The sequence below is a fragment of the Rhodococcus sp. SG20037 genome (genome assembly GCF_031763325.1).
Taxonomy (GTDB): domain Bacteria; phylum Actinomycetota; class Actinomycetes; order Mycobacteriales; family Mycobacteriaceae; genus Rhodococcus_F; species Rhodococcus_F qingshengii.
Genome location: NZ_CP134497.1, coordinates 2,456,834 through 2,480,422 on the forward strand (window position 1 = coordinate 2,456,834; position 23,589 = coordinate 2,480,422).

23 protein-coding genes and 1 tRNA gene are annotated in these 23,589 nt (G+C 62.5%); 19 read left to right on the top strand and 5 right to left on the bottom strand.

All coding sequences use genetic code 11. The features are described from left to right. The first annotated feature begins 39 nt into the window (after window positions 1-39). The 14 genes from RHP72_RS11390 (at window position 40) to RHP72_RS11455 (ending at window position 12,715) form a co-directional block, all read left to right on the top strand. Window positions 40-672 (top strand): alpha/beta fold hydrolase, encoded by a 633-nt coding sequence (locus tag RHP72_RS11390; protein WP_007731295.1) that lies wholly within the window; start codon window positions 40-42, stop codon window positions 670-672. Continuing rightward, on the top strand, window positions 669-1,949 hold the full coding sequence (locus RHP72_RS11395; RefSeq protein ID WP_065455540.1) for an NAD(P)/FAD-dependent oxidoreductase: 1,281 nt from the start codon (window positions 669-671) through the stop codon (window positions 1,947-1,949). Before RHP72_RS11390 ends, RHP72_RS11395 begins: the two co-directional genes overlap by 4 nt. Beyond that, window positions 1,940-2,683, top strand: a complete 744-nt coding sequence (locus RHP72_RS11400; RefSeq protein ID WP_030534973.1) for a DUF1365 domain-containing protein — start codon at window positions 1,940-1,942, stop codon at window positions 2,681-2,683. Before RHP72_RS11395 ends, RHP72_RS11400 begins: the two co-directional genes overlap by 10 nt. After that, a complete protein-coding gene (locus RHP72_RS11405; protein ID WP_003942339.1) occupies window positions 2,680-3,969 on the top strand; it encodes a cyclopropane-fatty-acyl-phospholipid synthase family protein in 1,290 nt (429 codons plus the stop codon). Before RHP72_RS11400 ends, RHP72_RS11405 begins: the two co-directional genes overlap by 4 nt. Beyond that, a complete protein-coding gene (locus tag RHP72_RS11410; protein WP_054187609.1) occupies window positions 3,966-5,282 on the top strand; it encodes a cyclopropane-fatty-acyl-phospholipid synthase family protein in 1,317 nt (438 codons plus the stop codon). The genes RHP72_RS11405 and RHP72_RS11410 overlap by 4 nt, the downstream gene beginning before the upstream one ends. Further along, window positions 5,279-6,082, top strand: coding sequence for a DUF1295 domain-containing protein (locus tag RHP72_RS11415; RefSeq protein ID WP_037130102.1), 804 nt, complete (start codon window positions 5,279-5,281; stop codon window positions 6,080-6,082). The genes RHP72_RS11410 and RHP72_RS11415 overlap by 4 nt, the downstream gene beginning before the upstream one ends. 23 nt (window positions 6,083-6,105) lie before the next feature. Continuing rightward, window positions 6,106-6,483 carry a CrcB family protein gene (locus RHP72_RS11420; RefSeq protein WP_007731302.1) on the top strand — a complete coding sequence of 126 codons (378 nt, stop codon included), beginning with the start codon at window positions 6,106-6,108 and terminating at the stop codon, window positions 6,481-6,483. Further along, window positions 6,480-6,824: a fluoride efflux transporter CrcB gene (gene crcB / locus RHP72_RS11425; RefSeq protein WP_003942344.1), complete on the top strand. Its 345-nt coding sequence runs from the start codon at window positions 6,480-6,482 to the stop codon at window positions 6,822-6,824. Before RHP72_RS11420 ends, crcB begins: the two co-directional genes overlap by 4 nt. Before the next feature lie 97 nt (window positions 6,825-6,921). Further along, window positions 6,922-8,559: a phosphoglucomutase (alpha-D-glucose-1,6-bisphosphate-dependent) gene (gene pgm / locus RHP72_RS11430; protein ID WP_161120866.1), complete on the top strand. Its 1,638-nt coding sequence runs from the start codon at window positions 6,922-6,924 to the stop codon at window positions 8,557-8,559. 42 nt (window positions 8,560-8,601) lie between these two features. Beyond that, window positions 8,602-9,855 carry an MFS transporter gene (locus tag RHP72_RS11435; RefSeq protein WP_065352244.1) on the top strand — a complete coding sequence of 418 codons (1,254 nt, stop codon included), beginning with the start codon at window positions 8,602-8,604 and terminating at the stop codon, window positions 9,853-9,855. 25 nt (window positions 9,856-9,880) lie between these two features. Then, window positions 9,881-10,369, top strand: a complete 489-nt coding sequence (locus RHP72_RS11440; RefSeq protein ID WP_003942318.1) for a MauE/DoxX family redox-associated membrane protein — start codon at window positions 9,881-9,883, stop codon at window positions 10,367-10,369. Window positions 10,370-10,411: 42 nt separating this feature from the next. Continuing rightward, window positions 10,412-11,155, top strand: coding sequence for a DsbA family protein (locus RHP72_RS11445; protein WP_007731305.1), 744 nt, complete (start codon window positions 10,412-10,414; stop codon window positions 11,153-11,155). Window positions 11,156-11,300: 145 nt separating this feature from the next. After that, window positions 11,301-11,373: transfer RNA gene (locus RHP72_RS11450), tRNA-Ala, on the top strand. A gap of 241 nt (window positions 11,374-11,614) precedes the next feature. After that, window positions 11,615-12,715, top strand: coding sequence for an FAD-dependent oxidoreductase (locus RHP72_RS11455; protein WP_311094701.1), 1,101 nt, complete (start codon window positions 11,615-11,617; stop codon window positions 12,713-12,715). Window positions 12,716-12,725: 10 nt separating this feature from the next. Here the strand turns inward: RHP72_RS11455 and RHP72_RS11460 are convergent, their stop codons facing one another. Then, complete coding sequence (locus RHP72_RS11460; RefSeq protein WP_311094702.1) at window positions 12,726-15,260, bottom strand: alpha/beta fold hydrolase; 2,535 nt, start codon at window positions 15,258-15,260, stop codon at window positions 12,726-12,728. 178 nt (window positions 15,261-15,438) lie between these two features. Here RHP72_RS11460 and RHP72_RS11465 point away from each other — a divergent pair, with 178 nt between their 5' ends. From RHP72_RS11465 to bluB, 3 genes are all read left to right on the top strand, one after another. Next, entirely contained in the window at window positions 15,439-16,041 is a 603-nt protein-coding gene (locus tag RHP72_RS11465; RefSeq protein WP_311094703.1) for a lipocalin family protein, read from the top strand. Between the two features lie 81 nt (window positions 16,042-16,122). Then, entirely contained in the window at window positions 16,123-17,175 is a 1,053-nt protein-coding gene (locus RHP72_RS11470) for a GTP-binding protein (RefSeq protein WP_030534965.1), read from the top strand. Continuing rightward, entirely contained in the window at window positions 17,172-17,801 is a 630-nt protein-coding gene (gene bluB, locus RHP72_RS11475) for a 5,6-dimethylbenzimidazole synthase (protein ID WP_007731309.1), read from the top strand. Before RHP72_RS11470 ends, bluB begins: the two co-directional genes overlap by 4 nt. 14 nt (window positions 17,802-17,815) lie before the next feature. Here bluB and RHP72_RS11480 read toward each other — a convergent pair whose 3' ends face one another. The 4 genes from RHP72_RS11480 to glp all read right to left on the bottom strand — a co-directional run bounded on the left by RHP72_RS11480 (window position 17,816) and on the right by glp (window position 22,107). Further along, the gene (locus RHP72_RS11480; RefSeq protein ID WP_042450056.1) at window positions 17,816-19,255 is read right to left on the bottom strand and encodes a DEAD/DEAH box helicase; all 1,440 of its coding nucleotides are present in this window, start codon (window positions 19,253-19,255) and stop codon (window positions 17,816-17,818) included. Between the two features lie 228 nt (window positions 19,256-19,483). Next, window positions 19,484-19,897, bottom strand: a complete 414-nt coding sequence (locus tag RHP72_RS11485; RefSeq protein WP_007731311.1) for a molybdenum cofactor biosynthesis protein MoaE — start codon at window positions 19,895-19,897, stop codon at window positions 19,484-19,486. Continuing rightward, on the bottom strand, window positions 19,890-20,876 hold the full coding sequence (moaCB, locus tag RHP72_RS11490; protein WP_165638280.1) for a bifunctional molybdenum cofactor biosynthesis protein MoaC/MoaB: 987 nt from the start codon (window positions 20,874-20,876) through the stop codon (window positions 19,890-19,892). The genes RHP72_RS11485 and moaCB overlap by 8 nt, the downstream gene beginning before the upstream one ends. 28 nt (window positions 20,877-20,904) lie before the next feature. Further along, the gene (gene glp / locus RHP72_RS11495) at window positions 20,905-22,107 is read right to left on the bottom strand and encodes a gephyrin-like molybdotransferase Glp (protein ID WP_003944714.1); all 1,203 of its coding nucleotides are present in this window, start codon (window positions 22,105-22,107) and stop codon (window positions 20,905-20,907) included. 111 nt (window positions 22,108-22,218) lie between these two features. Here glp and moaA point away from each other — a divergent pair, with 111 nt between their 5' ends. Both moaA and RHP72_RS11505 read left to right on the top strand, forming a co-directional pair. After that, window positions 22,219-23,277, top strand: coding sequence for a GTP 3',8-cyclase MoaA (gene moaA, locus RHP72_RS11500; RefSeq protein ID WP_047271625.1), 1,059 nt, complete (start codon window positions 22,219-22,221; stop codon window positions 23,275-23,277). Beyond that, complete coding sequence (locus RHP72_RS11505) at window positions 23,270-23,527, top strand: MoaD/ThiS family protein (RefSeq protein WP_311094704.1); 258 nt, start codon at window positions 23,270-23,272, stop codon at window positions 23,525-23,527. The genes moaA and RHP72_RS11505 overlap by 8 nt, the downstream gene beginning before the upstream one ends. Window positions 23,528-23,589 lie beyond the last annotated feature (62 nt).

The following is a 23,589-nucleotide window of genomic DNA, read 5'->3' on the forward strand; positions in this document are numbered from 1 at the left end:
GAACCCCATCCAAATGGTTTTCGGCTCCGAATGCCGTGTATGACGCCCAACCGACGGCAACAGCAGGACGGTGACCAGCACCTGGTGGTGCTAGTGCTGCCTGGAGGAAAGGTATCGAGCCATCGCCCGGCTCGCGCCTGGCATCTGTCCAACCTTCGGATGTGCCCGTTCACCGCTCAGCTTCGCCTCTCCGGTGTCAAGGCGGTGCAGGCTCGCTATCGAGTTCGAGGTTGGAACGGTGCCGAGCGCAGTCCGGTCGCCGACGCCCGCGCCGCACTCGACGCGATAACGAAACGTAATTCACAAGCTCAGGTGATCCTGCTGGGGCACTCGATGGGCGGACGGGTCGCCGCCGAACTATGTGGCGATCCGGCGGTGGTCGGTGTGGTCGCGCTGGCGCCGTGGTGGCCCGATGGAACGTCGGTGAATCTGCATTCGGACACACCGCTGGTTGTGCTCCACGGCACGGCCGACTCGTGGACCGACCCGGCAGCGTCTCGCCGGAAGGTCGACGAACTGCAGAAGTCGGGTAAGAGCGCTGAATGGATCGGCATCGACGGCGCAGGCCACTTCATGCTCCGTCGGGCGGCGACTTGGCATCGCCTCGTCGCGGATGCAATCGCAGGAATGAGTCGCGGGGTAGCCGCAACAAAGATGGGAGAACGACGATGAGTTCCGACAAGCGCAAGGTGGCCGTCGTCGGTAGTGGTGTCGCAGGTCTGACAGCGGCGTGGGTGCTCAGTAAGGACAGTGACGTCACCCTCTACGAAGCGGATTCACGGCTCGGCGGGCACGCGGACACCCATTCGGTCACCGACCCGGAAGGGCGAAGCCTCGCCATCGACACGGGGTTCATCGTCCACAACGATCGCACCTATCCGACATTGTTGCGATTGTTCGCAGAACTCGATGTGCCTACGCAGGAATCCGATATGAGCATGTCGGTCAGGTGTGGGGGTTGCGGACTCGAGTACTCGGGAGGCCAAGGGTTGCGCGGCGTTCTCCCGACGCCGGGGCTCCTTGTCAACGGCAGCTTTCTGTCGATGTTGATGGAGGTCAAGCGCTTCCATCGCCGTGCCCGAGCCCTGCTCGACAACACGGATCCGTCGGCACCCGACCAGACACTGGGGGTGTTTCTGCGCAGCGGCCGGTTCTCCGACTACTTCACCGCTCACTTCATGACTCCGCTCGTGTCGGCAGTCTGGTCGTGTGATCCCGGCTCGGCGCTGAAATATCCCGCGCGGTACCTGTTCTCGTTCCTCGATCACCACGGAATGCTGAGCGTCACTGGATCGCCGACCTGGCGAACAGTCACCGGTGGATCGGGCGAATACGTTCGTCTCGTCGCCAAAAGTATCGGGGATATCCGCCTCAACACGCCGGTGCGCGCAATCCACCGGTTCGATGATCGCGTCGACATTCGTGACGGCGACGACCAGATCCAGACCTTCGACGCAGCCGTGGTCGCAACGCATCCGCAGCAAGCGCTGAAGATTTTGGCGGATCCGACGCCTGTCGAATCCCAGGTCCTCGGCGCAATGCCGTACTCCGTCAACCACACCCAGCTTCACACCGACGAGAATGTGCTGCCCGGCAACACCAATGCGCGCGCGTCGTGGAACTACTACATCCCTGAATGCAACGCGAAGCCGGATCACGTTCTGGTCAGCTACGACATGACGAGGTTGCAGCGGCTGCCGGAGACCGGCCGGCGCTACCTGGTGACGTTGGGGGGAGACGAAATGGTGGCCCCGGACTCGGTGATCGATCAGATGACCTACGAGCATCCGCAGTACACACCCACCTCCGTCGCCGCTCAAGCGCGGCTTCCCGAGTTGGACTCGGACGTGCTCGCGTTTGCCGGTGCGTACCACGGATGGGGCTTCCACGAGGACGGTGCACTCTCTGGCCTGCGCGCCGCCGAACGCGTCGGAGGTCGGTGGCCGTGACTACTCCCATCACGCCGTCCATCGTTCATACGAGCATCCGGCACGTACGAACGGAGCCGTTGCACAACGAGTTCGAGTACCGAAGCTACAGTTGGCTCGTCGACGTCGACGATTTGCCCGAGCTTCCGAAGGCTTTGCGGCCCTTGGCGAAGTTCGACGCCGGGGATCACCTCGGCGACCCCACTCGATCGATTCGTGCCAACGTCGAGACTTTTCTGGCAACCAACGGATTGGAGTTCGCCGGCGGTCGCATCCTCATGCTTGCGAACGCGCGTGTGTTCGGCCATGTGTTCAACCCGCTGAGTGTGTTCTGGTGTCTGAACGACGACGGCAGTCAGCGGTGCGTCGTTGCCGAGGTTCACAACACCTACGGCGAGCGGCACTGCTACCTGCTCGAAACCGACGAACGTGGCGGGGTTCGCACGTCCAAAGAGTTCTACGTGTCTCCATTCAACGATCTGGACGGCGAGTACCGGATGCGACTTCCGCTACCCGACACCGCGCTCGCGCTCTCGATAGTTCTGGCCCGTGACGGCAAGGCGCCCTTCGTGGCCACGGTGTCCGGTCGTTGTGTGCCGGCGACGACGCGCGAGATCGTGCGCAGTGCGCTCGCCATCCCGCTGGCTCCGCTCCGAGTCGCCGCGCAGATCAGATTTCAAGGAATCCGGCTGTGGGCCAGGCGCTTACCCATCGTTCCCCGACCGCAACATCACCCGCAGGAGGCAGTGCAATGACCACAACCACTCTCGGCACCGAACCTTCCGCTCACACGATCGAAACCGAGCGGTGGCCGGGCGTCGCCACCGTGCCGAGCGGGCTCAAAGTGCGGGTTGCATCACCGGTTGCCCGCGCCCTGTTCCACAAGGCGGTCGCACGTTTGCCGCTGCGTGTCCAGATGCCCAACGGTGAGTTCTCCGGTGGCGGTAGCCCCGATTCGCCGTTGATGGTCATTCACCGCCCAGACGACTTCGCTGCTCGTGTGGGGGACAGTGGTTTGATCGGATTCGGCGAGTCTTACATGGCGGGCGATTGGGAAGCATCCGACCTCACTGCGGTCCTGGAAGTCTTCGCCTCCCGCGTGGCGACGCTCATTCCCGACTTCCTGCAGCGGCTACGAGGCCTCTACATTCCGAAGCAGCCTCGCAGTGAACGGAATTCGACGCAGAACACGCGCTCGAACATCTCCCGGCACTACGACCTCTCGAACGAGATGTTCGAACTGTTCCTCGACGACACCATGACGTATTCCAGTGCACTCTTCGAGGATCTGTCGGTAGGGGCGACCCCATCGTGGGACGTGCTCGCAGCGGCGCAGCATCGGAAGATCGATCGACTGCTGGATGGCGCAGGTGTCGGACCCGGTTCGCGAGTGCTCGAAATCGGCACAGGCTGGGGAGAATTGGCGATCCGAGCTGCCCAACGGGGAGCGACGGTGCGCTCGGTGACACTTTCGGTCGAACAGCAGGAATTGGCAGCGAAGCGGATAAGCGCTGCGGGACTGGCAGATCGCGTTCAGGTCGACCTTCTCGACTATCGGCAGGTACAGGGGGAGTACGACGCCGTTGTGTCGGTCGAGATGATCGAGGCCGTCGGCCACCAGTACTGGGGAAGCTACTTCCAGACGATCGACGCCCTGCTGGCGCCGGGTGGGCGCGCGGCGATCCAAGCCATCACGATGCCGCACGATCGAATGCTCGCGACCCGCAACACCTACACCTGGGTGCACAAGTACATCTTCCCCGGCGGATTTCTCCCGTCGGTGCGGGCGATCGAGGACGTCACCGAGCGCATGACAACCCTGCGGGTGCGTGAGCGGATGTCGATGGGCGATCACTACGCGCAGACGTTGCGACTGTGGGACGAGCGATTCAGCGCTCGCACCGACGAGGCGTCCGCGCTCGGGTTCGACGCAGTGTTCGCGCGCATGTGGCATTTCTATCTCTGCTACTCCGAGGCGGGGTTTCGGTCGGGGTATCTCGACGTCCAGCAAATTGTTCTCGATCGGAGGAACCAGCGATGACTGCCACAATGGATCGAACGACACAAGGTACCGGCGTTGCGGGTCGTCTCTCGGACATCCTCAGTCCACTTGTCGGCGGCGAACTTCCGGTGCGGTTGACTGCATGGGACGGCAGCACGGCAGGTCCGGAAGATGCTCCGAAAGTGACGCTCTACAGCCCGAACGTTTTGCGACGCTTGCTCTGGAATCCCGGCGAGTTGGGGGCTGCGCAGGCATATGTTCTCGGTGAACTCGACGTCGAGGGCGATCTAGGCGATGCACTCACACACGTGTGGAAGGTGTCTGCCGAGCGGGGGCTCGGGTCGATTACCCCGACACCCTCGCTTGTCCTGGCCGTGGTCAAGGCTGCGCGATCCTTCGGTGCTTTCGGGAGACCTTTGGCTCCGCCGGCGTCGCAGGCTCAGGTGAAGGGGCGCCTGCACAGCCTCGCCCGCGACCGCGAGGCGATCGGGCACCACTACGATTTGTCGAACGATTTCTACCAATTGATCCTCGATGAGAACATGGCGTACTCCTCGGGCTATTGGACTTCCGATGCACCGGACTACACGCTCGAAGACTCACAGACAGACAAGCTGGACCTGGTGTGCCGCAAGGTCGGTCTCGATCGAGCGCGAGGCTTGCGGTTTCTCGATGTCGGCTGTGGTTGGGGCTCGTTGAGCCTGCATGCAGCGCGGGAGTACGGTGCCAGGGTTGTCGGAATCACGATCTCGGCGGAGCAGAAGGCTTTTGTCGACGCGAAGGTCCGCGCGCTCGGTTTGGAAGACTGGGTCGAGATTCGCCTCCAAGATTATCGAGAGATTCCAGACGGTCCCTTCGATGCGGTCGCTTCCATCGAGATGGGTGAGCATGTCGGTGAGGACAACTATCCGACCTACGTGAAAGCGCTCCACGACAATGTTATTGCCGGTGGCCGTGTGCTGATTCAGCAGATGTCCCGCACTGGCCCGCACCCCGGGGGAGGTCCGTTCATCGAGTCGTTCATCGCGCCGGACATGTACATGCGGCCCGTCGGTCGCACTGTTGCGATGATCGAGGAAGGTGGACTCGAAGTGCGGGACGTCCACGCCCTGCGTGAGCACTACGTGCGGACCGTCGACGCGTGGATCGAGACCTTCGAATCGAACTGGGATCGCGTCGTGGAACTCGTAGGTGTCGAAGTCGCTCGGGTGTGGCGTCTCTACCTCGTCGGCGGAGGAATGGCATTTCGGGACGGCAGGATGGGCGTCGATCAGATTCTGTCGGTCCGGCCGCACGGTGATGGTCGATCGGGTATGGAACCGGTACGGCCGCAGTGGGTGTCGCGGCGATGAACGGATTCGACTGGGGCGCGTTCGGAGTGGTCACACTCACGAGTCTGCTGGCGATCGCCGTCGGAATGGCGGTGACAGCCACGATCGGTGTACGGATCGGGCGCCACAACGTTGTCGACGTGTCGTGGGGCGCCGGCTTCGTTCTGATCGCGCTCGTGTCCGCGATAGTGGGAACCGGCGACCTCTGGCGCCGGTTGCTGATGCTTGCGCTCGTGGCGATCTGGGGTCTGCGGTTGGCGACGCACATGGCGATTCGATCGCGTGGCAAAGGTGAAGACCCGCGGTACGAAGAAATGCTCGGACGAGCGACGGGTAATCGAACGCTGTATGCGATCCGCAAGATCTATCTCACGCAGGGGATTTCGTTGTGGTTCGTCTCCCTGCCGATCCAGGTCGCAGCAGTGTCGAACGGCAGCTTCGGACTTCTTGTCGTACTCGGAATCGCGCTGTGGATTGTCGGCGTCACGTTCGAGACGGTCGGCGACCGACAGATGGAGGAGTTCAAATCCGATCCGGGCAGCCGTGGCCACATCATGGATCAAGGTTTGTGGGCATGGACGCGGCATCCCAACTATTTCGGCGACGCGTGTGTCTGGTGGGGGATCTTCCTCGTCTCGGCGTCCGTGTGGCCGGGGGTGTTGACCGTCCTCTCACCGATCGCCATGACGTACTTCCTGGTCTTCGCCACCGGAGCGCGGTTGCTCGAGCGACACATGGAACAGCGTCCGGGCTATCGCGAGTATCAGCAGCGGACAAGTTACTTCATTCCTCGCCCGCCGAAAGCCCGCTCCGGGACGTAGGCTCTTTCGGGTGAGGCCAGAGCATGGGTGATCTGAAACTGCCGGCTGCGGTATGCGCGGTTGCCGTCGGCGGAGGGTTGGGCGCGCTCAGCCGCTACGGTCTGGGGGAGCTCTTTCCCCACATCTGGACGACGCTGGTCATCAACGTCGTCGGCTCGTTCGTTCTCGGTGTTCTCGCGGCCCTGCTCGTGCACAACAAGGTTGGGTACCTCTTTCTCGGCACAGGCTTCTGCGGCGGCTTCACCACCTTCTCGTCCTTCGCGGTTCACGCCGTGACGGAGAGTCCGTGGCGATCGATTCTCTATGTTCTCGGGACGTTGATTCCCGCGATCCTCGCTGCAGCACTGGGCAAAGGGCTCGGTGAACGCTGGATCCGCGCGCGGGACGGAGCGTCGGCATGACAGTTCTCCTGGTGGCGCTCGGCGGCGGCGCTGGTGCGAGTGGCCGGTACCTGTTGGCGCGGTATGTGCCCGCGTACAAGGGATTTCCGGCTGCGACGTTCGCCGCGAACGTGATCGGCTGCTTCCTCCTTGGATTGTTCACCGGGGCAGCTCTTTCCACCGAGATGGCCGCACTTCTGGCGACCGGCTTCTGCGGCGGCTTGTCCACCTATTCGACCTTCGCGACCGAGAACGTCGGGATGATCGAGAGGCGCCAGACGGCGCTTTCTCTGATCTACATCGTCCTCAGTCTGATCGTGGGACTGTCCGCTGCGTGGTTGGGAATCCAGATCACGGATTGACGGATCCGGCGCCGAGCGTGCACGCCACGCGGCCAGGGTAGACAATTGTCCACAGTCGCGTCGACACAGTGGTCGACCACCGGGCCGAGGGGGATTCGTGGCGCACGAACGAGCAGGACAAGTGGCTCTGCCAGAGGATCTGATCAATGTTCCTCATCTGGTCACCGCGTATTACACGCGCACTCCGGATCCTGAGAACCCGATGCAGCAGGTACTTTTCGGCACTTCAGGACATCGCGGTTCCAGTCTCGACTCGGCGTTCAACGAAGCTCATATCCTGGCGACAACCCAGGCGATCGTCGAGTACCGCGCTTCGCAGGGAATCGACGGCCCGCTGTTCATCGGCCGGGACACACATGCGCTCTCGGAGCCGGCCTGGCTGTCGGCCTTGGAGGTCCTGGTCGCCAACGACGTCGTCGTCCTCGTCGATTCACGCGACGCCTACACTCCCACCCCGGCTGTCAGTCACGCGATCTTGCGATACAACTCGACGGGTCCGGAGGCCAAAGCCGACGGCATCGTCGTGACACCGTCACACAATCCGCCTCGTGACGGTGGCTTCAAATACAACCCGCCGCACGGCGGGCCCGCGGACACGGATGCGACGTCGGTTATCGCCGATCGAGCGAACGAGCTACTGCGCAAGGGGCTTTCCGGGGTACGGCGTGTGACGGCGGCACAAGCGCTGGACCGCGTCGAACGCTACGACTTCCTCCGCTACTACGTCGAAGACCTCCCCAGTGTCCTCAACCTCGACGCGATCCGCGATGCCGGAATCACGATCGGTGCAGACCCCCTCGGCGGGGCAAGCGTCGACTACTGGGGCGCGATTGCCGAAACTCACCGACTCGACCTCGAAGTGGTGAATCCTCTCGTCGATCCGACCTGGCGGTTCATGACGCTCGATACGGACGGCAAGATCCGCATGGACTGCTCGTCGCCCGACGCGATGGCGTCGCTGATCGGGATTCGGGATCGCTACGACATCGCGACCGGAAACGATGCGGACTCCGACCGCCACGGCATCGTCACTCCCGACGGCGGTTTGATGAACCCGAATCACTATCTGGCCGTTGCCATCGAGTACCTGTTCGCGAACCGGCCAGGTTGGGGCGCAGATACCAAGGTCGGCAAGACCCTCGTGAGTTCCTCGATGATCGACCGTGTCGTGAGCAGCCTGGGCCGCGAATTGCTCGAGGTTCCGGTCGGGTTCAAGTGGTTCGTTCCCGGATTGCTCGACGGGTCTGTGGGATTCGGCGGCGAGGAAAGCGCCGGCGCGTCCTTCCTCCGACACGACGGTTCCGTCTGGACGACGGACAAGGACGGCATCATCCTTGCGTTGCTCGCGTCGGAAATCACCGCGGTGACGGGAAAGTCTCCGTCAGCGCACTACGCCGCGTTGGCCGAGAAGTTCGGGAGCCCGGCGTACGCACGTATCGATGCGCCCGCGACACGCGCACAGAAGGCAGTCTTGGCAAAACTGTCTCCCGACCAGGTGAGTGCAACCGAGCTGGCGAGTGAACCGATCACCGCGACACTGACTGCCGCGCCCGGAAACGGCGCGGCGATCGGTGGTCTCAAGGTGACGACGGAGAACGCGTGGTTTGCAGCGAGGCCGTCCGGCACGGAGGACGTGTACAAGATCTATGCCGAGTCGATGAAGGGCGCCGATCATCTGGCTCAGGTTCAGGCAGCGGCCAAGGACTTGGTGTCCAGCGTCTTGAAGGCGAACTAGCCCGCGGACCGCTCATGTCGCCCGGCTAGAATTCCGGGCGACATGAAAACTCGTGCAGCCAAGCTGCCACAGGAAATTTGGGTACTGGTCGCCGCCAGCTTCGTCATCGCCCTCGGATTCGGGTTGGTCGCCCCGGCACTACCTCAGTTCGCGCGCAGCTTCGACGTATCGGTCACCGCCGCCACGATCGTGATCTCGTCTTTCGCTTTCATGCGATTGGTGTTCGCGCCGATGAGCGGCACTTTGGTACAGAAACTCGGTGAGCGGCCGGTCTACATCGTCGGCCTTCTCATCGTCGCGGTCTCGACCGGTGCGTGCGCTTTCGCGGGGGAGTACTGGCAACTTCTGCTGTTCCGGTCGTTGGGTGGCATCGGGTCGACCATGTTCACCGTGTCGGCTCTCGGGCTGATCATTCGCATGTCACCGCCGGACAGTCGCGGCCGCGTGTCGGGTCTGTACGCGACAAGCTTTCTCATGGGATCGATCGGCGGCCCGCTGGTCGGCGGTGCGCTGTTGCAGTTCGGTCTGCGGATGCCGTTCATCATCTACGCAATTGCGTTGGTGATCGCCGCGCTCGTTGTCTTCGTGAGCCTGCGTGGATCTCATTTGGCGTCACCGGACAAGGCTGTCGATGTGAAGTCGATGACTCTCACAGAAGGCCTCCAGTCTCCGGTGTACCGGGCAGCGCTCGGATCGAACCTCGCCTTCGGTGGCGTGATCTTCGGAGTTCGCGTTGCCATGGTTCCCCTGTTCGTTGTCGAGTTCCTCGGCCGAGACCCCTCGATTGCGGCCTACGCCCTGACGATCTTCGCCGTCGGCAATGCGTTGGTGTTGATCGTGTCCGGACGACTCTCCGACCGCTTCGGACGCAAGCCCTTTGTCGTGAGCGGCCTGCTCATCTGTGGTGTGGGCACCATCGCGATGGGATTCACGGACAACCTCGTGGTGTTCTTTGTCATTGCTGCAGTGACGGGCGTCGGTTCAGGGCTCATGAGCCCGGCTCAGCAAGCAGCGGTTGCCGATGTGGTCGGGTCGACGGCTCGCGGCGGACCCGTCCTGGCGGTATTCCAGATGATGTCCGACATCGGTGGGGTAGTGGCGCCGATTTGTGCCGGGCTGATCGCCGAGTATGTGTCGTACTCTGCGGCCTTCGCGGTGATGGGAGCCGTCGTTGTCGTGTCGGCGACGGGGTGGTTGTTCGTCCCGTCGCGAACGAAGTCTGTCGAATCCGTTGTAGAAGATCTGACTGATGTGACGGTGCTAACGGATACTCCTGCGCGGACAAACCTGGACTGACCGGGCATTCTGTACTCTCGATCGGGTGGCAATTCGCATCGTGAGTCTTGTGGCCCGATTGGGTTTGGCGGCCGTTTGGCTGATTTCCGGGGGACTCAAGTTCTTTGATCCCGTTCAGACGAAGATCGCGGTGCGCGCCTATCAACTATTGCCCGAGTCACTGGTGGGTCCGGTGGCGACGGCTCTTCCCCTGGTCGAAATAGTCCTGGGCCTGCTGATCCTCGTCGGGTTGGCGGTGCGAGCATCCGCTGCAGTCTCGGTGGTCATCCTCACGGTTCTCATTGCGGTGATCATTTCGGTGTGGGCCAGGGGATTGTCCATCGACTGCGGATGTTTCGGCGGCGGAGGTGCAGCCGACGTCGGCGCTTGGGACTATTCGAAGGAGATTCTCCGCGACCTGGGCTTCTTGGCACTTGCCGTCTGGCTGCTCGTGTTCCCGCGTTCGCCACTCGCATTGGGGCCCGGATCACGCGCGGCGTTCTCAGTGGATACTCAGTCTTCAGTGGCAAGGTAAGCAATCGGTAAATCGTTTCGACGCACGAAGGACTGCATCAGCGTGAGCACCAAGAGCAGCAAGAACAAATACTCGCCGGAACCGGTCTCGAGCCGCTCCACCTACATCATCGGTGGCCTCGCGGTGCTCGTGATCGCGGCCCTCGTCATCGGCGGTGTCTTGTGGACGAACAGCAAGAACAAGCCCCAGAACGACGGCTACGGCTCCGTGCAGAGTTCCGAAGTTGCCGTCACGGTGCAGGACAACGGAGTGGTGCTGCTCGGCAAGCCCTCTGCCGCGACAACCATTGATCTCTTCGAGGATCCGCTGTGCCCGGCCTGTGCTGCTCTCGAACACCTCAGTGGCCAGGCTCTCGCGGCCGCCGTCGACAACGGTGACGTCGCCGTGCGGTACCACATGCTGAACTTCCTCAACCGGGCCTCGGGCAGCGGTGACTACTCCACACGGGCCGGCGCCGCTCTGCTCTGCGTCGCTCAGGGTGGTGACGCGATTGCGTACTCCGCATTCCACAACAAGCTTTTCGCGACCGACACGCAGCCGGCCGAGGGCGGCAGCAGCGACCACACCAACGACGACCTCGCCCAGATCGCTCGTGATGCGGGCGCATCCGAGGACGTGGCAACCTGCATCTCTTCCGGTACCAACGTCGAAGCCGCCGCGGCCAATGCCGCAGCCGCCAGCCAGGCGCTCAAGGATGTCGGGTCGAACGGGACGCCCACGGTAGTGGCGAACGGCAAGATCGTTGACACGGGCAGCAGCGACTGGGTTTCCAAGCTCTCCTCCTGAGCTGAAGCGGCCGCTCCGACGAGGAGCGGCCGCTTCGCTCTGACCAGGCGATTTGTTGCCCAGGAGTCAAGTGGTGTAACTTTCTTCCAGCAAGCGGAAAGCAGAACAGCCGCTGCGAGTTCGACTGTTAGAGCGAACTGAATACGGGGCTATGGCGCAGCTGGTAGCGCACCACACTGGCAGTGTGGGGGTCAGGGGTTCGAGTCCCCTTAGCTCCACCCAAGACAAATGCTCTGCACCAAACGGTGCAGAGCATTTGTTGTTTTCGAGCCAGTGTTGTGTTGTCGACCCTGTGTTTTTCGAGTCTCAATTGCATGCAGCACAGTTCTGCCTAGATGTGTCGACCGCCATAACGCCAGGGCGTCAATGTTCAATAACGTCCGCGATGAGGCCTGATCATCCCGTGCATTCTCAGCATGGGGACCGTTGGCGGAACGGAGAACCACGAGTGCACACGTGGTGATAATCGGGGCAGGATATGCGGGCGTCATGGCAGCGAAGCGACTGCTGAGAACTCGGTCGGACATCACGGTGACCGTCGTGAATCCGCGCCCACACTTCGTGCAACGAATCAGGCTCCATCAGATGATCGCGGGCGGCTACGACTCGACGGTCTCGTTCGACAGGGCGCTACCGCGTGCGGCACACCAAGTCTTCGGAGAGGTGACGACGATCGAGGCGGGGCTCGGCAGGCTTACCCTCGACGACGGCAGTGTGCTCGACTACGACTATCTGGTCTACGCAGTCGGAAGTGGGCAGTTACCCAGCACTATCGGCGGGGCGGCGGAGCACGGGTTCAGCGTCTCCGAATTCGAGGACGCGGTTCGCCTCGAATCCAGAATGGCGACACTCGACGGGAAGGCTACGGTCTGCGTTGTCGGCGGCGGTCTCACCGGAATCGAGACTGCCGCAGAATTGGCTGAGCAGCGAAGCAGCCGAATCACTTTGGTGACCGGAGGAATCGTGGCCCCGGATCTGTCAGAGCGTGCGCGATCTGCAATTCTCAGAACATTGACCGATCTTGGGGTCGACATCGTCACCGAATCGCGGGTTACACGGATTGACGGTTCGTCCTGCGAGCTTGCGGGAGGCGCACGGGTGGAGGCAGATTGCACGATTCTCGCGACAGAATTCGGGGTCCCCGAGCTGGCGCGCCGAAGTGGCCTTCCCGTCGACGGTCTCGGTCGTCTGAAGGTCGACGACCGACTCGAATGCTCGTCCCACCCCAAAATCGTCGGTGCGGGTGATGCTGTCGCAGTCGGTGATCTTTCACTGAGGATGAGTTGTCAGGCTGCGATTCCCTTGGGAGTCCATGCGGCCGAGACGATCCTGCATCGACTCGAAGGTTCCGCGCCGCGCCCGGTGGCTCCGAAGTTCGCAGGCCGGTGCATCAGTCTCGGGAGGCGGCGAGGTGTGTTCCAGCGGACCACTCGTGTCGACGACGCAACGGGCATGTTCATCGCAGGCAGGGCGGGTGCGTTCGTCAAGGAACGAGTGTGTTCATCGACGACCGACTGGGCACTCACTCCGCGCCGCTCTTTCTTCTACAGCTGGACATGAGCAGCGCTGGTCACGCTCGATCACAGACTCGATCGATGATCGCCGCAGTCTTGCGGACGTACGGTTGGCGGACGACGTCTTCGTGGCACGCGTCGACGTCGTCGAAATCCAGTGAGCCTGTGGCAATGAGTGACCAGATCTCGCGTCCACGGTTGTTGGTGGCTCCACGGATCACGGTGACGGGCGCGGCGCATGCTCGTATCCGATGCTTCCGGAGCGCCTGGCCTCCGATGTAGAGGAACACGGTCCACTGGGTGGCCGGCGGGTACTGCAGAATGCCGGCGAACAGCGTGCGGATCCACATGGCCGCGACGGTGCGTCTGGTCGGCTTCCAGCGGGCATTGGTGGATGGTTGTGGTGCAAGGTCGACGATCGACGGATCCAAAGTGATGCCCGCTCGACCAGCCAGTCGTGCGGCAGCCTCGGTGGAGATTCTGGTGTCGAGAACGGTGACGTGTTCGACAGTGTCACCTGACTCGGACAGCTGTGTCGCCATTTCCAGCGCCACGTAGCCGCCGTACGAGTATCCGGCGAGGAGGTATGGCCCGGTGGGCTGAATCTTCTTGATTTCGAAAATGAAACGGCGGGCGCTTGCTTTCACCGACCGGTCGGGTAGTCCGCGAGATTCGAAGCCGTGTGGCTGAAGTGCGTAAACCGGCCGATCGGTGTGAAGCGCTTTCGACAAGGTGGACAGCGTCGTCGATGGGCACCCCGCTCCGTTCATGATGAACAGCGGTCGCCCGGAGCCTTCGAGCTTCAGTGGCACCATCGTGTTGCGACAGACGCGATCATCGGGATCGATTCTGCGCCGATCCACCAGCGCTGCAAGGTCTTTGACGGTACTGGCGGCCGCGAACTCCGCCGCCGTGATCCGGATCCGGAACATGTCGTGAATCTTTGCCACCACTTCGGTTGAAGCAAGCGAATCGCCGCCGAGTTCGAAGAAGTCGTCCTCACGGTCGATGGAGTCGATACCGAGAATCGACTCCCAGATCGAGGACAACCACAATTCGGCGGGCCCGGCGAGAGTCGGTGGAGTGGACCGCACCTCGACGGAGGGCAGCGCGGTTCGATCGACCTTTCCTCTTTCGTTGCGGGGCAACGCCGGCATCAGAACAAAATGTCGGGGGAGCATCCAGGCCGGCAGATATGTCGCCAATTCGCGCCGCATCTCGGCGCCCGACCGTGCCATCACGGCTTTGGTCAGGACCACGTAGGCGACGATCTCCGGTCGATCGTTCTCGAGGACGACGGCCACGAAAACATCGGCGACGCCGGGAATTCGACGAATATGCGCCTCGACTTCCATCGGTTCCACCAGGTAGCCCCGAATCTTGACGGCGTCGTCGACGCGTCCCCGAAGTTGCAGTTCTCCGCGTTCGTCGATGCGGCCCCGGTCACCGGTCCGGTAGATGCTCACTCCGTCGCCCAGGCGCGTGAATCGTGTTGCAGTTCGATCCGGGTCGCCGTGGTATCCGTCGGCAAGATCACTGGAGACAACCTGAATCTCTCCGATCTCTCCGTCGGGGAGAGGCACGCCGTTCACATCGACGATCTGTACGTCCTTGCCGTCGCGAGCACGTCCGGCCGGCACCACTCCGACGGGTAGTTCGGAATGTGGTGGGAACGCGTTGTACGCGACGACACCGGTCTCGGTGGTGGCCAGCCAGTTGACGTACGTGACGCGAGCGAAGCCGTGACTGCGATGGCGCGCGTAGTCCTCGCCGTGAACTGCTTCCCCGTACGTTACGACGACGCGTAGGGAACCGATCGAATCATCATTTGCTGCATCGCAATCGAGATCCGACCACGCCCGCAGAAAGGACGGCGCACAGTGCGTGGTCGTGATCGAATTCTCGATCAGCCAGTCGTCGATTCCCGAGACGCCGTCGATACGTGGATCCCAGCAGAAGACCGTGACTCCGTTCATCAGGCCCATGATCAGGGCCGTGATTCCGGCTCCGAAACTGACGGGCAACAGGTTCCCGATGTGATCATCGGGTCGCAGGTCGATTGCTGCGGCAAGTTCGTCGGCCTTGTTCAGGCACATGGAGTGGCTCAACACGACTCCCTTGGGTGCCCCGCTGGTGCCTGACGTGAACGCGATCATGGCAGGGTCGGAACTCGATGGTTCCAACGCGCTGTCGAATCTGAAGCCCGTCGCAGCAGACTCGTCGAGTATCGACTGCAGCGCGACGGCGCCCGAGGTGCTCATGATGTGCGCTCGGCGGGCCTCGGGGAGTTGTGGGTCGATCATGACCAAGGGCCGACCGGAAATCAGAGTGGCGAGGATGGCGGGCACCGACTCGGCCGTTGGTTCGAGATCGACCGCAACCGGGCGTGCCCCGTGTGACCCACGTAGGCGAAGTTCGCGGACCAATGCGTCGGTCCGGAGTTCGAGTTCGGCGAAAGTGATCCGGTCGCGCGGAGTCACGACGGCAACGGCGTCGTGCTGCATAGAGGTGACGCGGCGCCACCTCGACTCGATCGTCTCGTCGATGACTGCATAGCGAGTGCGTTCTAGACCTAAGTCGACAACCTTCATCACAGTAGCTCCGTCCGACTTTCAGCTATCTTTTAGCAAAGACTACATAAGGTTTGTGAAGTAGGTCCATAACAAACCAAAAGTAGTTTTACATACGGTCCCATCCTCCAGTCCGTCAGCTCCGAATGTCTTGAGGAACCAATGCCGATCGAGCGTTGTACAGACGAGGAGCAGTGACATGAAGTGGTCGGGGCGAAGTGCGATTGCGATTGCGGGAGTGTGCGCCGCAGCGACGATGTTTTCGGGAACCGCGCAGGCGAGCCCACTCTGGGAACCCTTGCAGCCGGTGGCGAACCTGGACGTCGCGCGCTACGTAGGGGAATGGAACCAGGTGGCGGCGATTCCTCAGCCCTTCAACCTCGCGTGCGCGAAGGACACCCGGGCGAGTTACGGGATTGTCGATTCCACGAACGTGAGCGTGAAGAACACGTGTACGACGTGGACCGGTCAAGCCAACGAGATCGTCGGGAATGCCCGAGTTACCGATCCAGCAACGGGTGCCCAGTTGCATGTGAGCTTCCCCGAGGTGCCCTCACAGGAAAGCTTGGACGGCCCACCCAACTACATCGTCACCTACATTGCCGACGACTATTCGTGGGCACTGGTGGGCGATCCGCTCAGGCTTTCCGGGTTCGTGCTCTCACGGTCGGCGGTCATCGACGCGGCAGGCTGGAGTGAGATCCGCCGGGTCGCCGAATCCCGTGGATACAACGCATGCACGATCCTGACGTCACCGACCACCGAGGGCACGTCGGACATCCGTCCGCTCTGCACGGTGTGAGTCTGCTGTCAGCGTGAACCTTCCGGAGCCACACTCCACTACGATCACTGATCGGTACGTGTGGTTTCGGAAGGTTGTGTGGTGGCGAAGAAGCAGATTCCCGTAATAGTCGTCGCAGGCTTTCTCGGTTCGGGCAAGACGACGCTGCTCAACCATCTTCTGCGTAACAACGACGGTGTACGCATCGGCGTGATCGTCAACGACTTCGGCTCCGTCAACATCGACTCGATGATGGTCGCCGGTCAGGTCGATTCGATGGTCTCTCTCAGCAACGGCTGTTTGTGCTGCGCTGTCGACGTCTCGGACATGGACGAGATGCTGAACAAGTTGGCGCACCGGCAGTCCGGGATCGACGTGATCGTCATCGAGGCCAGCGGGCTTGCCGAGCCGCGGAACATGATTCGACTCGTCCTCGGAAGTGAGAACCCGTCTGTCGTCTACGGCGGCCTGGTGGTCCTGGTCGACGGAGCCAATTTCTCCACCGTTCGCCGCGAACATCCCGAGCTCGATCAACATGTCCGCCTGGCAGACCTGGTGGTAGTCAACAAGATCGACAGCGTTCCGGTCGCCGAACGCGAGCGATTCACGACCGAAATTCGTAAGTTGAATCCGCGAGCGCCGATGGTGGAAACCTCGCACTCGCGGATAGACCCCGCTCTGTTGTTCGATACCGGCGAGGTGACCCCTCCGGCTCCGGGCGATCAACTGAGCCTCGACGAGCTCCTGCGCGACGGGCACGACGACGATCACGAGGACGGCTCGTGTCACCACGATCACCTGCACCACCGCTACGAATCGGTTGATTTCGCATCGGAGACGCCTCTCGATGCCAGGGCTCTGACGCACTTTCTCGAGAATCAGCCGTCGGGTGTTTACCGCATCAAGGGCTTCGTGAACTTCGAGATTCCGGGCTACACAGGAAAATTCGAGATCCAATCGGTGGGTGATCATGTCCGGATCACGCCGCTGCGATGGAAGTCGGGCGAACCTCGAACCACGCAACTGGTCGTGATCGGTACCGGGATGGATTCGGGGGCGGTCGGCAGCGCGCTCCGCGCCTGCGTGCGCGAAGAAACGGTCGAACCGCACCCCGACGCCATGCTGGGATTGCACCGCTATACCGTCGGGGCGTGAGTGAATCAGCTGTATCCGTGTACGAAGCGATTCGGCGACGGCGAGACGTTCGCGCCGAGTTCTCGGGAGAGATCGTCCCCGACGAAACTCTGATGCGCATTCTCGACGCCGCCCATCGCGCGCCGAGCGTGGGAAACACGCAACCGTGGGATTTTGTCGTCGTTCGTAATCCGGAGACGCTCGACACCTTTGCGGCACACGTCGCCGATGCCCGGGTGAAATTCGCGCAGTCCTTGCCCGAGGATCGCCGCTCGACGTTCGACCCCATCAAGATCGAGGGAATCGCCGAGAGTGGTACCGGCATCGTCGTCACTTACGACCCGTCGCGCGGTGGCCCGAACATCCTCGGCCGTCATACCGTCGACGACACCGGGCTGTTCTCGGCGGTACTGGCAATTCAGAATTTGTGGCTCGCCGCGGTAGCCGAGGAGATCGGCATCGGCTGGGTTTCGTTCTACGACGAGAAGTACCTCACCGAACTCATGGGCATTCCGTCACCCGTTCGCCCCATTGCGTGGCTGTGCGTCGGGAAGGTGACCGAGTTTCAACAGGTTCCGGATCTCGAACGCTTCGGATGGCGACAGCGCCGGCCATTGGCCGACGCTGTCCACTACGAAACCTATTGAGTTGTACCGGGGGCCTAGCGTGCGGGACGGCCACCGGTGGAGCCTGCGGTGCGAGCGCCGCCGCCGGTGCGGGGACGGCGAGCGCCACCACCGGCATGTTCCTGACGGGCAGCTCCGCCGGTGCGAGCACCGCGTGACTGACCGCCCTGTCCGGAGCGAGCCTGACCCGAACGTGCTGCGCCGCCGCGTCCACCCTGGCCGGCGGGACGCTGTCCGCGTCCACCGTTGGGCTGGGCAGGAGCCTTCGGAGCCGGCGTGACGTGCGGTGCGATGTCGCCGACCAACTTGACGACGTGCTCGGAGTTGGCAGTCGAACGGACCGGGGTCACCTTGATGGCTGCCTTGCGCATGAGGATCGCAAGATCCTTACGCTGCTCGGGCAGAACCACGGTGACCACGTCGCCGGCGCTGCCTGCGCGAGCGGTGCGACCACTGCGGTGCAGGTAAGCCTTGTGCTCGGCCGGCGGATCGACGTGGACGACCAACTCGACGTCGTCGACGTGGACGCCACGCGCTGCGACGTCGGTGGCGACGAGGACGCGCGCTTCACCGGCGGAGAATGCCGCCAGGTTACGGTCGCGAGCAGCCTGCGAGAGGTTGCCGTGAAGGTCAACGGACGGGATGCCCGACTCGGTGAGCTGGCGAGCCAACTTGCGAGCCTGGTGCTTGGTGCGCATGAACAGGATGCGACGACCGGTACCGGAAGCGAGCTTCTCGACCAGAGCCTTCTTGGCTTCGACGCCGTCGACGTCGAACACGTGGTGCGTCATTGCGGCGACGGGGGAGTTGGCCTCGTCGACCGAATGCATGACCTCGTTCTTGAGGAAACGCTTGACGAGCTTGTCGACGCCGTTGTCCAGCGTTGCCGAGAACAGTAGACGCTGCCCGTCCTGCGGGGTGGACGAGAGGATGCGGGTGACGACGGGCAGGAAGCCGAGGTCGGCCATGTGGTCGGCCTCGTCGAGCACGGTGATCTCGACGGCGTCGAGACTGACGAACTTCTGCTTCATGAGGTCTTCGAGGCGACCGGGGCAGGCGACGACGATGTCGACTCCGGCCTTGAGAGCCTGAACCTGGCGGTGCTGCGAGACACCACCGAAGATCGTGGTCACGCGCAAGTCGTATGCGGCGGCCAACGGTTCGAGGGTTGCGGTGATCTGGGTGGCGAGCTCACGCGTCGGTGCGAGCACCAGGCCGAGCGGTCGACCCGGACGACGCTTTCCTCCGGACAGTTCGCCGGCGAGGCGGGAGACCATGGGGATGGAGAACGCGAGGGTCTTGCCGCTTCCGGTCTTTCCGCGGCCCAGTACGTCGCGCCCCGAGAGAGTGTCGGGGAGGGTGTCGATCTGGATCGGGAACGGAGAAGTGATTCCGCCGTCTTCGAGAGCTTTCACCAGCGGTGCGCGCACACCGAGGGCTGCGAAGGTGGTAGCGGGCGTAGAGATGTCAGACAAGTGTGTTCAGAGCCTTTCGGGCACGTGTTCGTGCCCGGATGCCGACACGGGAATTAACCGGTCGAACAATCAAGCACAGTGGTGGCGGCGCTGCCGGTCGGCAGGCTTCTTCGCCGTAAGAAGAGCGGGTGCATTGAGCACTCAGCAAGAAAATTTGCGTTCTACGACGCTGGATGCCCGATTTCAGGCACCTAGTGATCGCAACTCTACCTTCCCGGAGCGTTCGACCTACAACCCGACCCATTCGGAGACGCCGTTCGCGAAGTGTTGCCGCTTCCAGATCGGTACCTCGTGCTTGATGCGCTCCACCAGTTCGGCGCACGCGGCAAACGCCTCCGCTCGATGCGGCGCAGCGACGGCGGCGACCAGTGCGAGGTCGCCGATCTCGAGGTGACCGACGCGATGGATCGCGGCAACCGGCAGGCCGGTCGAGGCCGCAACCTCTTGGCAGCACGTCTGGAGGAAGCGTTCGGCATCCGGATGCGCTTGGTACTCCAACGCCGAAACCGCTTGACCTCCATCGTGATTGCGCACCGTTCCCGTGAACACCACAACAGCGCCGTTCTTCGGACCGGCAACGGCGGCGTCGACGGTGTCTGCGTGAATCGGTTGCTCGGAGATCCGAGCCAATAGCTCACTCATCGTGCGCTCCTCCGCCTGCGACCTGCGCGAGCAGGTGATCGATGATGGGTCCGAGGACGGCGAGACCGTCCTTCACTCCACCGGGAGAACCCGGAAGATTGACGACGACCGTCGTACCTGTGAGACCTGCCACACCACGGCTCAGCGACGCGTGTGGTGTCTTCTCGAGGCCCTTGGTCCGGATCGCTTCTGCGACGCCGGGCAACTCACGGGTCAAGACTGCCCGGGTAGCTTCCGGGGTGGCATCCGTGGGGGAAGCCCCGGTGCCGCCGGTACTGATGACGAGTGACGGGGAGCCCTCCTTGGCGTCAGCGATGCCCGCCGCGATGTCTGCGTCGGCGTACACAAGCGGTCCACGTACCTCGAAGTCCCGTTCACGTAGCCAGGTCGCGATCGTGGGTCCGGTGGTGTCGGGTCTGGTGCCGTTCGCACCGCCGGTGGAAGCCACGAGGACGGTCGCGGACCGTGCCGAGGTGAAGGTGTGCGCCGGAGCTGTCTGTGCGTTCTGAGTGTCGCGGGTCCAATGTCCGCGCTTACCACCGTCTTTGGTGAGCAGACGAACACCGTTCATGGTAGCTCCGGGGTCCACCGCTTTGACCATGTCGTGCAAGGTCAGGCCGGCTACCGCGACGGCGGTGAGTGCTTCCATCTCGACGCCGGTCTGTCCGCGAGTCTTCGCCGTCGCCTCGACGGTGATCGATGTTTCGGTGAACCCGAATTCCACCTTGACCGACGAGAGCGCGAGTTGATGACACAGCGGGATCAGTTCGGAGGTCTTCTTCGCACCGGCGATTCCGGCGATGCGCGCGGTGGTGAGGACATCAGCCTTGGGCATGCCGTCGGCGCGGACGAGGCGAACTACCTCGGCGGTCGTGACGAGTTCGCCGGCAGCGACGGCGATACGCGTCGTCTCGGCCTTGGCGCTGACGTCGACCATGCGCGCTCGGCCCTCGCTGTCGACGTGTGTCAATTCGGTCATCAGTGTCCTTTGAATCAGATCGAGTGAATCAGATCGAGGAAGTCGAGAGCGGGACGACGTCGACGAGATCGCCCGCGCCGAGCTCGGTCACGGCGGCGGGGATGTCGATCAGGACGTCGGCCCACGCCATGGCTGCAACAAGGTGCGATCCGGGTCCGGCAACGAGTTCGATTCCGTCCGCAGTTCTGCGTGCCCGCAGGAACTGCCGCTTGCCGTCCACCGAACGCAGCGGTGCAGTCAACGGGAGTCGCTCGCGTGGGATCTCGGGCAGGCCCGCGGCCCGGCGCAGTTCGCCCCGTGCGAAGACCTCGAAGGAGACCATCGTGCTCACCGGGTTGCCCGGGAAGCTCAGTACCGGCACTTCGTTCACCACTGCAGTGCCTTGCGGACCGCCCGGCTGCATTGCGACGTGGCCGAAGTGTGCTCCCAGAGGCGTGAGAGTTTCCTTCACCACCTCGAAGTCGCCCATGGACACTCCGCCGGAGGTGAACACCAGATCAGCGACCGAGGTTGCGTACGAGAGCAATTCGCGGAACTCGGCGGGGTCGTCGCTGCTTCGGGCGACGGATACGACATCGGCGCCGTTGGCTTCGGCCAATGTTGCCAAAGCTGGACCGTTGGAATCGTAGATCTCACCGGGTTCGAGAGTTGTTCCGGCACTTTTCAGTTCGGCGCCCGTCGTAATTATCGCGACCCGTGGCTTCGTGTAGGTGTCGAGCGAGGCCAGGCCCACAGCACTCAGCGCGGCGATATGGCGAGGTTCCAAGTGCGTTCCGGCCGTGACCAGTAGCATTCCGGCGGTGATGTCGCTGCCACGTTCGCGTACGAATTCGCCTACCGACCTGCCCCGTTCGATCGTGACGACGTGCTCGGTGACACCCGTTGTGTCCTCGACCGGAACAACGGCGTCGGCACCCTCGGGGAGCGGAGCACCGGTCATGATGCGAAATGCCGATCCTGGAAGGTGTTTCGGTGGTTTTCCGCTTCCAGCGGCGATCACGCCTCGAACCGTCAGTGTGGTCGGAACCGAGGCCACAGAAGCAGCATCGACGGCATACCCGTCCATCTGCGAGTTGCGGAAGAGTGGCAGGTCTACCGGCGATGCGATATCCGAGCAAGTTATGCGCCCCAACGCTTCTGCCGTCGGAACTGCCGTCGGAGAGAGGGTGTGCAGGCCGGTGAGCAATCCGGAGATGTGCGACGCGTGTTCCTCGACCGAACGCGCGCTCATGACAGTAACCTCGACAACCTCGACATGTTTTGATCCTAGGCGGTGTGGTCCGTCCGACACACGGAGTACGGCTTTCGGTCATACTGGAGCAATACGGAAGTTGGTGAAGTGATGACAGTGGTCTCGATGGGAATTCCCACCGTGCGGTTCGACGCTGCCTCCCTCGCCGGTCGTCCCGAGACGGATCTCCTGGTCGACAGGTTCGGGCGTGTTGCCAGAGATCTGCGAGTCTCGATCACCGAGAAGTGTTCACTTCGTTGCACGTATTGCATGCCGGAGGAAGGCTTGCCGGCCATCGCTGCGGAAGATCTTCTGAGTGCCGACGAGATCATTCGAGTAGTCGGAATCGGCGTCGAACGAGTCGGTATTCGCGAGGTGAGATTCACCGGCGGCGAACCGCTGATGCGTAGTGACCTCGAAAAGATCATCGGGGGGTGCGCCGCGCGCGTGCCAGGAATTCCACTTTCCATGACTACCAACGCCGTTGGGCTCGAACATCGTGCCGCAAAGCTGGCTGCAGCTGGTTTGACTCGCGTGAATGTTTCCCTGGATTCGGTTGATCGCGCCCATTTCGCTGAATTGACGCGTCGAGACAGGTTGCCGTCCGTTCTCGCGGGAATTCGAGCGGCAGCTGCGGCCGGGCTCGCGCCACTGAAGATCAATGCGGTGCTGATGCGTGAAACGCTCCACGGCGCGGCGGATCTTTTGCAGTGGTGCCTCGAAGCCGGCGTCGAATTGCGCTTTATCGAGCAAATGCCTCTGGACGCAGACCATGCATGGGCACGCGAGAACATGGTGACCGCGGCTGAATTATTGTCCGTTTTGGGAAGCCGTTTCGAATTGGAAGCAATCGGCCGTGAAGATCCGTCGGCTCCTGCCGAAGAATGGCGTGTCGACGGGACCACGATGACGGTAGGGATCATCGCTTCCGTGACCCGCTCGTTCTGCAGTGAATGCGATCGGACGCGAATGACCGCAGAGGGAACAATTCGGTCATGTCTGTTCAGTGACCGTGAAGTTGATCTGCGTGCCGCGCTCAGGGCCGGAGCAAGTGACGACGAACTAGCGGATTTGTGGCGCGGTGCGATGTGGAACAAGTGGGCTGGGCACGGCATCGACGCCGCGGACTTCGTTCCGCCGGAAAGAAGTATGGGAGCGATTGGTGGCTGATCCGCATTCGATCTCGGTTCGTTACTTTGCTGCTGCAGCGGATGTATCCGGTTGCCGTAGCGAGGTAGTCGCCATCTCGCCTGACAACACACTTGCCGAGTTGGTGGCGGTGCTGGTCGGGCGATACGGACCGGAGATGGAGCGAATGCTGTCGGTCTCGGCTTTCCTCGTCGGTGACGAGTTGACCCGCGACGTCTCTCGAGCCTCCGGTAGCGCTGTCGATATTCTTCCGCCTTTCGCTGGAGGCTAGTCCGAGAATTGCCGGCGTAGCTATTTGTGGGCTGCCGACGTATTATCCTTTTTCGGTTTGCC